This is a genomic window from Leptolyngbya sp. FACHB-36 (assembly GCF_014695955.1).
GTDB lineage: Bacteria > Cyanobacteriota > Cyanobacteriia > Leptolyngbyales > Leptolyngbyaceae > FACHB-36.
In genome coordinates, this window is record NZ_JACJPG010000662.1 from 1 (window position 1) to 9,870 (window position 9,870).

Genomic DNA, 9,870 nt, shown 5'->3' on the forward strand with positions numbered 1-9,870 from the left:
AGAGCGCGGCTCAGGACGATCGCCCTCGTGTCGCAACGAAGGCTTGCGATCGCCCGCTGGACGCGGACGGCTTGATCGATCGCTCCTCTGGGGGGCATCTGTTTGGTCGCCATCTCGCGGTGCTCGGAACTTGCGATCAAAGCCTTGCCGTGGGTTGGGCGTCTCAGAGCGGCGATCGCGCTGCTTCCAGTCTTTGCGATCGCGGGGTTGGGGCGTCTCAGAGCGATCGCGGCTGCGACGATCGCCACGATCGTCGGCTTGGGGCTCCGGGCTGTCCGAGCGAGGCTTAGAAAACTTGCCGCGTTGGGGCTTATCTGAACGAGGCTTCGGAGCGGACGGACGTTTTTTAGGATTCATAGTGCGTTAAAAGCAAATTCAAGGAGGGGGGAGCTCCAGTTGAGCAAGCAACTGGAAAAGCCGCTGGGGATCGGTGAGGTAAAGGTACCCCGTTAACGTTTCTAGGCTGGTCGCCTGCCGATAGGTTTCGAGATCAATGCGACGGGGACGTCCGCTAGCAGCATTGCGTCCGCGCTTTAGAATGTCTAATTCTGCTGACGTTAGCAGGGGCAGCAACGACTGTAGATGCTGAGCCTGGCTCTCTGCCCGCACCTGCGCGACGACTTGATCATGATAGGTTTGCAGTCGTTTCGGTGGAGCCAGGTAGCACTGCCGGATAAATAATTCATAAACTGCATCGCCCAAGTATGCTAGTGCTGCTGGAGAGAGTTGTTGTAGTTGCCCAGTGGCGAGGGGTGGCAAGGGTAGAGCGATAAGACTCCATTCATCCAGGCGATCGTCTGAATGAAGGTGAGCATCGTCGGAGTGAGCATTCATTTCCGTAGGGTCTCACCTCACCGTTTGGCGAAAATACAACCTCCAGTCTTGGGACAAAATACCTGACTCATTCTAGCTGGATTTCACCAGAAGCCGCTGCTCAATTCCAAGACTCTGGAGCACAATTAACTCAAACTCTTTCTTCAGAAGGACGTTAACTTCCTTAAAAAACTGTAAATTATCTCGTTTGATAGGCGACTTATTTTAATCTCCAACCTACGACTCGCTCATTTAAGCAATGAATCCTTCGCTGTCTTCTACGCCGCAGAGCATGAATCAGTCTACTGTTCTTCCAGCGACCAAAACCGATCGTATATTAGTCGTTGATGACTTACCCGACAACTGCTTTTTGATTCAGACGCTGCTGCAGGAAGAAGGATACGACATCGAAGTGGTTAACAGCGGCATGGCGGCTTTGGATTACATTGAGCAGTCGCCGCCGGATCTGGTGCTGCTGGATGTGATGATGCCGGGAATGGATGGCTACGAAGTGACTCGACGAATCCGCCAGAACGCAGCGCTACCGTTTATGCCGATTTTGCTGATAACGGCGCATGAGCAGGCAAGCGTGGTACAGGGCTTGGATTTAGGCGCGGATGAGTTCATTCGCAAGCCGATCGAAGTGAATGAGCTAGTGGCGCGAGTGCGATCAATGCTGCGTCTGAAGCACAGCGTTGATGAGCGCGATCAGATTGCGCGCCAGCGCGAAGATTTTGTGTCTCGCCTGACTCACGATCTGCGGACGCCGCTTGTGGCTGCCGATCGCATGCTGACGCTGTTTCACCAGGGCAGCTTGGGCGACTTGTCTCCCGCGATGGAAGAAGCTGTGGCGATTATGCTTCGCAGCAATCAAAATCTGCTGACGATGGTAAACATGCTGCTGGAGGTTTATCGCTACGACGCTGGACGCAAGAAGCTGTCCTTTGCCCCAGTCAAGCTAGTGGAATTGGTGCAGGAAGTTTTGGAAGAGCTACGCCCGCTGGCGATCGAGAAAGGACTGGCACTCAGCTTTGACGACTCTGAAGCTAAGGATGGTGCGGTACTGGGCGATCGGTTAGAACTGCGCCGCGTTATCACCAATTTGATTGGCAACGCCATTAAGTTTACGACTGCGGGCTCGGTGCGGGTGCGGCTACAACCAAGTGCTCCAAGCCAAATGACGCTTGATATCGAGGATACGGGACCCGGTATTGCTGCCGAAGAACTGCCCACGCTGTTCGAGAGCTTTGTGCAAGGCAACCACAAGCGCGGTGGTAGCGGACTGGGACTCCAACTTTCGCGCCGCATTGTAGAAGCGCACCGGGGCACGATCGATGTGCAAACCGAAGTAGGCAAGGGCAGTCGCTTCAGCGTCCAACTTCCCACCCCATAACCCTGCGATCCGTTTACCAACTGTTTACCAGTTGTGCGGTATTTCACAGCTTGCGATGGTTGTAGACTTGCAGGTTTAGACTATTTACGACACGTCAGCTTCAAACGTTATCGACGGCATTCCAGTTGTTCTTTCTGCTAGGTTCTTGCTGCCAAATAGATGAACGTGTGCTGGGTTGGCTTGTCGCAATTGATACAAAATCTGGATTGAACTCACACAGATCGATTACTTCTACTAAGTCGAAAAGTATCGAACACTACACTTTGACTTCAGCCTCGTGATAGAAGTTTGGTAGAACGATCGCAGCTACGTTACTAGACCGATCGTGCTGGTTAAACAAGGCTTAAGTAAAGACAGAGGATTCGATTGAAGTCGATCGACTAAGAAGTTGTCGCTATTTTGAATGCTTACCGAGTTAGACGTGCCTGTTGTGGTCATGCGTAAAGACAAAGAACTGTCTGTGGGTCAGGTTGCTCGCTAGCTTACTAATAGTAAACTTACTTCTAAAATCCCCTATGTTCCCGTGATTGCTCAATCTATTCAGAATTTTCAAGGCAGATCGTTTTCAGATCTATTTGCTCAGGATATCAGCGATGCCCGCTATGCGTTTTTGCTGAACTATCCAGCAACAGCAACTTGGGCCGCTTACCCCAACACCAAGCAGTTTTTTATTCAAGATGGCAGCAGTGAAGCGACAAAAACGTCGTTTGACAAAATTTGCCAAAAGGAACCCTGGAAGAATTTAGCGGTGTTAGGAGACGGATTGGCGGGTGTTGTCATTCGTCCGGCACAGCCTCTGCTAGTGGACTACTGGCGCGATCAGTTTGGCTTCCGCTACGACAACCTGAATCTGCTGGACTGTTCTACTTATTTAGAGGATCTGAGTCAGAGCGATCGTATTGACAACGTGATCACGCTATTTCCGTTTGACCACTTAAGCGCAGCTAAGCATGCAGTTGATCCCGTCATGCATTACCGTCTGCTAGGTAAGCAGATGCTGACAGAGTTAGGAGTGCCTTGTCCTAAATACGAAACTTATTCGCTGAAGGAAACCCGTCTTGAAGATATTCCGCTGCCAGCGCAAGGTCCCTACTTGATTAAAACGTCACATGGATTGTCAGGTGAAGGCACCTATATTATTCGCAGTTCTAGCGACTTGAATTACTGTTTAGCGGAAATCAGGAAATATCTGGAGATTGAACTGCTGGATACGATCGTGGTCTCAGAGTTCATCAAAGATACCCAGCAAAATTACTGCGCCCAGTTCTACGTCAACAAAGCTGGAGACATTACGCAGATCGGGGTCACTCAGCAATTAGTCAGTCCCGATGGTAGCTATTTGGGAGGAGTCATTCACTACCGCGACAGCTTGAGCAAATTTGAGCCTATGATTGTGTCGATCGGGCAGTATGCTCATCAGCAAGGTTATTTCGGCGTGATTGGCTTTGACGTGTTGGAAGACCTCGATGGGCAGCTTTACGTAATCGACGCGAATTTCCGCGTTAATGGGTCCACGCCGCTTTGTTTGCAGCGCCAGTCGCTTCTAGAACTGGGAAAAGAAGTGGCGAAATATTCAACGGATTACCGCATGGACGGAACGCTGGACGCGCTTCTGGTGTCGCTGAAGCCAATGCTCGATCGCAAAGATTTTTTGATTCTGTCCGCGCTAGAACGAGTCAAATACGGCAACATTTATACCGAGATTTATGGCATCGTGGCTGGAGAAACAATCGAGGAAATGCAGCAAATTGAGCAGAGCCTGAACGACAAGGGATTGCAGTTAGTGAGTTAACTGGAATGCCACATTTGAATTACGTTTATCCAGCTTGATCTGCTGTGGCGCTGCAATTACGAGACTGCCTGGTATAGCCGCGTGCGGTAAACTAGCCGAACGCAATCGTCCTCATTTCGATAGCGACGATGCAAGTCTGAGAGTTCTGCAACCAGTTTGTCTAAAGCAGCCCCTTCCTGCGGCACATGTCCCTGACTGCAAGCGAGTCCGATTAAGCCAGGTAAGTCCAAATACTGGTCAAAGGCAAACCACTGTCGCTGAAAATTCTTGAAATAAGGAAGCCACAACCCTCGCCAAAATAGTTGATAGCGTACTGTCTGTAAAAGCAGTTTTGCCTGCTTCCGAGCCTGACGTTCTGACTTCTGAGATGCCTCAGAAATTGCTCGGCTGTACTGCTTAGTTACGGCATCGTTTCCGTCCCAAATGCTCCATATCAGAGCTAACCGTCCACCAGGTTTGAGAATACGATGAAACTCCTGAAGGCTCTTTGTAAAATTGAACCAATGGAACGCTTGAAACGAGACGACCAAATCAACCGATGCCGTTTCTAACGGAATTTGCTCAGCCGTTCCGGCTAAAAAGTTCACCTTTGCATGGGGTGTTGCGGCGGCTCTCATGTCAGCATTGGGTTCGATGGCCCATACAAGAATCCCCCGATCGGCTAATAGCCGTGAACCAATTCCTGTTCCTGCGCCAATGTCAGCCGCAACTAACTGAGACGCAGGGTTCAAGCCTGACAAAATGGCGTTGATCGCGGAGGTTGGATGAATCGGACGATAGTTTTCATAATCTTCGCCTCGTCTAGAGAAGAAGTTTAGCGGGCTTGTTTCTAGATCCGCGGCACTTGGTTGACTGGAACTCATGTGGGCACCTAAGCAAAACTCCCATTCGCTAAATACTATCTAAAGCGCATCAGAAGTGCCTTAACCGTGCATTAACATCGCGTAAGAACCGCTAGCCGCAAGAACTGAGAGATAATGACGAACAGTCCATCGCTCAACACTTCCTACCAAGTAACTCCCTTGAACGCGCTATTGATTACTGCAACCGATACGGATGCTGGAAAGACTGTGCTGATGACGGCACTGGTGTCCTACTGGCGGAAGTATTGCCCCGATCGCCCCTTGGGAATTCTGAAGCCCGTTCAGTCGGGAGTGGGCGATCGAGAACTCTACAGTCGCTTGTTTTCGCTCAGCCCAGATGAGGTAAACACGATCCAGTTTGAGGCTCCCTTGGCTCCACCGTTAGCGGCAGAGCGAGAAGGTAAGCGGGTAAAGATGGAGCAGGCATGGCAAGCGTTTGAGGCTCTGCGGCAGCAGCGAGAGTTTGTGCTGGTAGAGGGAGTGGGTGGGCTGGGGTCGCCGCTGACCCGCGAGACGATCGTGGCGGACCTCGCGTGGGACTGGCGCTTGCCGACCGTGCTCGTTGTGCCTGTAAAGCTGGGAGCGATCGGGCAAGCGGTCGCAAACGTCGCCCTCGCCCGTCAATCGCGGATTCATCTCAAAGGCATCGTCCTCAACTGTGTGCAGCCTCGAACCGAGGAGGAACTTGCAGCGTGGGCACCCGCCGATCTGATTGAGTCACTCACTGGAGTTCCTGTTTTGGGCAAGCTGCCTTATCTAGCAGATCCCACTGACTTAGAGAAACTGGCTCAAGCTGCCTCGAATCTTGAACTGGAGCGGCTGATTCCGATTCAGTTCTAGTCGTCTACACCAGCACCAGTGGAATAATGCCCGATCGCGTCAGCAAGCCCAAATCATATTGCAGCACTGGGGACAGGGTTTTAGAGGCGATCGGCGAAAAGCCCAACCGCGTATAAAACGGCAGTCGTGCAGGCAGGCACGCCAAATAGAGCGGCTTCGTTGCCTGCTGTCCCAAATGCCGCACTAAGTGCGACCCCACGCCCTGCTGTCGCCATTCGGGAAGCACGTAGACATCAAACAGAACCGAGTAGCTGCCGTGCCGTTGCAGCTTGGCGCAGGCGACGAGGACACCGTTCGCTTCGATCACCCAATAGTGCGCCCACTCTCGTTGCAGCAGCAGTGGCAGCAGCATCGACACTGCAATCACAATTCCCATCGACGGCAGCAAAAACGACTGGAGCACCGTCCGACCTCCCGGCACGATCGTCGCCCACGCGAGCAGCAGCCCTACTCCCGTCAGCACGCTTCCTCTGAGCACCCACGATCGCTTTGGTGTCGTGAGTTCACGCTCAAGCTGAGTCAGCAGGTGATGGAGTGCGGCTTTGTCTGTTGTCCTTGCTGGACGGAGACGACAGCCAGTAGGCAAGAAAGAGTCAAGCATGGAAACGATCGACGGCAGGTGTCAGAATCAGGAAAGGCAATTGATTCTAGATTTTAGACGGCTAACTCCAGGTTTCGTCTAAATTGCGCGGGTAAAATACGAGTCTGACTCCGGCATTCCCAGCAGCTTTTTAAAATCTCAATGCAACATTCTTAACGAAGAGGCTTACTGAAACCAATGGTTACTACTCCTTTATCTCCGGTTGCGGTAAATTCTGCCCGGATTCGTCCAGCGATTCAAGCAATGCAGTCCGAGCTTGTAGCATGGCGTAGACACCTGCACCAAAAGCCAGAGCTGGGTTTTCGAGAAACGCTGACGGCGGAATTCATCGCTCAAACCCTAACTCAGTGGGGCATCGAGCACCAGACAGGAATTGCCAAAACTGGGATTGTCGCCGTGATTCCGGGCAGCCGTCCCGGTCCTGTGTTAGCGATCCGCGCCGATATGGATGCGCTGCCCGTTCAGGAAGAAAACGACGTGCCGTACAAGTCGCAGCACAACGGCATCATGCACGCTTGCGGACACGACGGACACATGACGATCGCCCTGGGTACTGCATACTATCTTGCGACCCACCGCGACGAGTTTGCGGGCACCGTGAAGATTATCTTCCAGCCAGCCGAAGAAGGACCAGGCGGCGCGAAGCCAATGGTAGAGGCGGGCGTGCTAAAGAATCCTGATGCAGATGGCATTATTGGGCTGCACCTGTGGAACCAATTGCCGCTAGGGACGGTGGGCGTTCGCAGTGGAGCGCTAATGGCGGCAGTGGAAACGTTTGACTGCACCATTATTGGCAAGGGTGGACACGGCGCAATTCCGCAACAGACGATCGATTCCATTGTGGTGGCGTCGCAGGTGGTGACGGCGCTGCAAACGATCGTGGCGCGGAATGTGGACCCGATCGAGTCAGCCGTGGTGACGGTCGGCAAACTGCACGCAGGCACCGCCCGCAATGTGATTGCAGCGACGGCAACCCTCAGCGGCACCGTGCGCTACTTCAATCCCAAGTTCGACGGCTTCTTCCCGCAGCGGATTGAGCAAGTCATTAGCGGCATCTGCCAGAGCCACAGTGCTGAGTACGAACTCAGCTACGAGCGCTATTATCCTCCGGTCATCAACAATCCTAAGATGGCAGAGCTTGTGCGATCGGTCGCAGAAAAGATCGTGGAGACACCTGCCGGAATTGTGCCGGAATGCCAAACGATGGGCGGTGAGGATATGTCGTTCTTTCTAAATGAAGTGCCTGGCTGCTATTTCTTTCTGGGTTCGGCAAATCTTTCGAGAGGATTGGCGTTCCCGCATCACCATCCTCGCTTTGATTTTGATGAGTCGGTGCTGGGAATGGGCGTGGAGATTTTTGTCCGCTGCGTGGAAACGTTCTGTGGCAAATAAGGCACGATCGTGAAATTCGTCATCCGAAATTATGAATGCAGAAGTTAGAGCGGCGAGTCAGGGAGCGCAGGTAGACACGATCGCCAGCAAACTCAACATCTTTACGCTGCAAGGAGTGGCAGTGACGCCGCGCGGATATGCTGTGCCAACCCTGGACGGAACGCTGCTGCAAATTACGGCTCAGGGGGGTCGATCGACGCTGGCAGATTTGCAGAAGGCGGATTTGGGGATTCCCTTTAGCGTGGTGGAGCAGCAGGGCAGCCTTGTCCTAACTACGTCGGACTATCTGCCGCGCCATTTTCTGGTGCAGGTCAGCCCGACTGGCATCATCCGCACGATCGCCGACTTGTCCGATGTCAGCGGTGGTTTCGGTGCGCCGTTTGGCGTCGCCGTCAGCGGTGCCGAATACGTCGTTACGCTGTCTCCGGATGTCACCGAGTCCTCAGGCTTGCTGATTCGGGTGAAGGATACGGGAGCGATCACCGAAATTGCCGATGTGTCGGGGTTCGGTAAACCGTTCGGGGTGGTGGTTCAAAACGGCGAGTTTGTGGTGGCGCAGCAGACGGGACACCTGCTGCGGGTGCGCCCGGATGGGAAGGTTTCGCCGATCGTGGATCTGGCAAAAGCGGGATTTGGTATACCCTTTGGCGTTGCAGCCCGCGAGATGGACCTGTTTGTGACCACGAACACTGGATTGGTAGTGCGGGTGAAGGACGGCACGCCAACTCTGGTGGTCAATTTGCTGAGCCAGAAGCTAGGAATTCCATCGGGCATTGCCGTTAGCGGCAGCGATTTAATCGTCACCACCAATTCTGGCTATTTGCTGCGAGTCCGCCTCAGTTAGGGCACGAATTCTTCAATCTCTGGCTGTCCGTAGACCATTGTGCGATCGACCGCTGAGAGAATTTTGTTGTGTGCCCGCTCCGACTGCAAACAGCGGTAGACTAAGCGCGCAACGTCTGCACGGTAAATCGATCCCGCAATTAAGGGATTCTCGACAAGGATTCCTTGCCCTTTGGGCACCTCGGACTTCAGCCCACCCGGGCGCACGATCGTATAAATCAATCCGCTGTCGGTTAGGTGGTTTTCTGCCTGCTCTTTTTCTGCGAGCACTGCGCCTAACGTTTCTAATGCCTGCGGTGGTAAGGCAGCGGCGCTTTCTCCGGTGCCGATCGACGACACCAGCAGAAACCGCTGCACACCCGCTTTGACGGCAGCATCGATCAGGTGCTTGTTGCCCTTGAAATCGGCGCGCTCGCCATCGGTGGGTTTGCCGCCGATCGTGCTGATGACAGCATCGATCGTGCCAGCGTTACTGATTGCCTGTTCTACCTGGGCAAAATCCAGCGCGTCGCCCATCACGACTGTTGCACTCAGCGCTGTAAGTTCGTCGTGTGCCGCATCCGATCGCAGCATCGCGGTTGTGGCTATCTTTTCAGCACTGAAAAGTTTAGCAAGCTCCCGCCCTACTCCTCGACTGGCTCCGGCTAGAAAAATGTGCTGTGTCATAACGAGCTTGACTCTTAAATCATTTCTTAATGTTGTAGCAGATGGGTAATGGAGTGGGCGATCGTGCAGCGTCATCCGGTGGTGTGGAAGGGAGGATTAGCCAACTCGATCGCCAATTTGCGTGAACTCGCGGCTGCCAAAAATCGCTTCCGGCTGGCGATAAAACTTAAACTCCATCAGGTTATAGAACGGGTCTTGCAGAAAAAACGTGCGGTGCTCCAGCGGCAAGCCCGGAAATCGATGCTTCGGCTGCTGGTAGAACGCCAGTTCGCGCTGCTGGGCGCGTTCTAGCAGGCGTTCCCAATCGGCTTCGTTGGTAAAAATCAGTCCGAAATGGCGGGGATAAATGCCCTTCTGCGGCGTCAAGGGTTCGTCCGTAACATGTGCCACAAGCTGATGCCCGTACAGACTCAAAATCACAGACTGGAGACTCTCGCGCCCTACGTCGCAACCCAAGCCGTCTGCGTAGAACGCTTTGGTTTGCTCAATATCGCTGACCGGAAACGCCAGATGAAACAGAACAGAGTTCATAGGCTGTGGAAGAACGAAGGGTGTCAGAATTAGTATGTCGTGGATTCTTTTTTAGCGCATGGATCTCCCGATGCTGTCTCCCTGGCTAATTGCGATCGCGCTTAATTCCGTCCTCGGCGCGATCGCCCTGATTGCT

General features: G+C 53.2%; 10 protein-coding genes and 1 pseudogene. 5 read left to right on the forward strand and 6 right to left on the reverse strand.

Annotated elements, in window-relative coordinates; genetic code table 11:
- Together H6F43_RS20670 and H6F43_RS20675 are read right to left on the reverse strand one after the other, a co-directional pair.
- Positions 1 to 357: pseudogene (locus H6F43_RS20670) on the reverse strand (hypothetical protein); the annotation flags it as partial.
- 18 nt (positions 358 to 375) lie between these two features.
- On the reverse strand, positions 376 to 834 hold the full coding sequence (locus H6F43_RS20675) for a ribonuclease III domain-containing protein (RefSeq protein WP_190345009.1): 459 nt from the start codon (positions 832 to 834) through the stop codon (positions 376 to 378).
- Between the two features lie 271 nt (positions 835 to 1,105).
- Between H6F43_RS20675 and H6F43_RS20680 the strand changes: the two genes are divergently transcribed.
- Both H6F43_RS20680 and H6F43_RS23280 read left to right on the forward strand, forming a co-directional pair.
- Entirely contained in the window at positions 1,106 to 2,206 is a 1,101-nt protein-coding gene (locus H6F43_RS20680; protein ID WP_190345012.1) for a hybrid sensor histidine kinase/response regulator, read from the forward strand.
- A gap of 523 nt (positions 2,207 to 2,729) precedes the next feature.
- On the forward strand, positions 2,730 to 3,998 hold the full coding sequence (locus H6F43_RS23280; RefSeq protein WP_190345014.1) for an ATP-grasp domain-containing protein: 1,269 nt from the start codon (positions 2,730 to 2,732) through the stop codon (positions 3,996 to 3,998).
- Positions 3,999 to 4,054: 56 nt separating this feature from the next.
- Here the strand turns inward: H6F43_RS23280 and H6F43_RS20690 are convergent, their stop codons facing one another.
- Positions 4,055 to 4,861: a class I SAM-dependent methyltransferase gene (locus tag H6F43_RS20690; RefSeq protein ID WP_190345016.1), complete on the reverse strand. Its 807-nt coding sequence runs from the start codon at positions 4,859 to 4,861 to the stop codon at positions 4,055 to 4,057.
- Positions 4,862 to 5,020: 159 nt separating this feature from the next.
- On the opposite strand from H6F43_RS20690, the gene bioD reads away from it, so the two are divergent.
- Complete coding sequence (gene bioD / locus H6F43_RS20695) at positions 5,021 to 5,701, forward strand: dethiobiotin synthase (protein ID WP_190345029.1); 681 nt, start codon at positions 5,021 to 5,023, stop codon at positions 5,699 to 5,701.
- A gap of 4 nt (positions 5,702 to 5,705) precedes the next feature.
- On the opposite strand, the gene H6F43_RS20700 is transcribed toward bioD, so the two are convergent.
- Positions 5,706 to 6,302: a GNAT family N-acetyltransferase gene (locus H6F43_RS20700; protein ID WP_190345018.1), complete on the reverse strand. Its 597-nt coding sequence runs from the start codon at positions 6,300 to 6,302 to the stop codon at positions 5,706 to 5,708.
- A 177-nt stretch (positions 6,303 to 6,479) separates the two neighbouring features.
- Here H6F43_RS20700 and H6F43_RS20705 point away from each other — a divergent pair, with 177 nt between their 5' ends.
- Both H6F43_RS20705 and H6F43_RS20710 read left to right on the forward strand, forming a co-directional pair.
- On the forward strand, positions 6,480 to 7,694 hold the full coding sequence (locus H6F43_RS20705; RefSeq protein WP_190345020.1) for a M20 family metallopeptidase: 1,215 nt from the start codon (positions 6,480 to 6,482) through the stop codon (positions 7,692 to 7,694).
- Between the two features lie 31 nt (positions 7,695 to 7,725).
- Complete coding sequence (locus H6F43_RS20710; protein ID WP_190345023.1) at positions 7,726 to 8,538, forward strand: hypothetical protein; 813 nt, start codon at positions 7,726 to 7,728, stop codon at positions 8,536 to 8,538.
- On the opposite strand, the gene H6F43_RS20715 is transcribed toward H6F43_RS20710, so the two are convergent.
- Positions 8,535 to 9,203 (reverse strand): SDR family oxidoreductase, encoded by a 669-nt coding sequence (locus H6F43_RS20715; protein WP_190345025.1) that lies wholly within the window; start codon positions 9,201 to 9,203, stop codon positions 8,535 to 8,537. The two genes, H6F43_RS20710 and H6F43_RS20715, sit on opposite strands and share 4 nt — an antisense overlap.
- Before the next feature lie 96 nt (positions 9,204 to 9,299).
- Complete coding sequence (locus H6F43_RS20720) at positions 9,300 to 9,734, reverse strand: VOC family protein (RefSeq protein WP_190345027.1); 435 nt, start codon at positions 9,732 to 9,734, stop codon at positions 9,300 to 9,302.
- Between the last annotated feature and the right edge of the window lie 136 nt (positions 9,735 to 9,870).

Coding starts and splice junctions, on each gene's coding strand:
- H6F43_RS20690 (WP_190345016.1), bottom strand. CDS start 4,861: ATGAGTTCCAGTCAACCAAGTGCCGCGGATCTAGAAACAAGCCCGCTA.
- H6F43_RS20700 (WP_190345018.1), bottom strand. CDS start 6,302: ATGCTTGACTCTTTCTTGCCTACTGGCTGTCGTCTCCGTCCAGCAAGG.
- H6F43_RS20720 (WP_190345027.1), bottom strand. CDS start 9,734: ATGAACTCTGTTCTGTTTCATCTGGCGTTTCCGGTCAGCGATATTGAG.
- H6F43_RS20705 (WP_190345020.1), top strand. CDS start 6,480: ATGGTTACTACTCCTTTATCTCCGGTTGCGGTAAATTCTGCCCGGATT.
- H6F43_RS20675 (WP_190345009.1), bottom strand. CDS start 834: ATGAATGCTCACTCCGACGATGCTCACCTTCATTCAGACGATCGCCTG.
- H6F43_RS20715 (WP_190345025.1), bottom strand. CDS start 9,203: ATGACACAGCACATTTTTCTAGCCGGAGCCAGTCGAGGAGTAGGGCGG.
- H6F43_RS20710 (WP_190345023.1), top strand. CDS start 7,726: ATGAATGCAGAAGTTAGAGCGGCGAGTCAGGGAGCGCAGGTAGACACG.
- H6F43_RS20680 (WP_190345012.1), top strand. CDS start 1,106: ATGAATCAGTCTACTGTTCTTCCAGCGACCAAAACCGATCGTATATTA.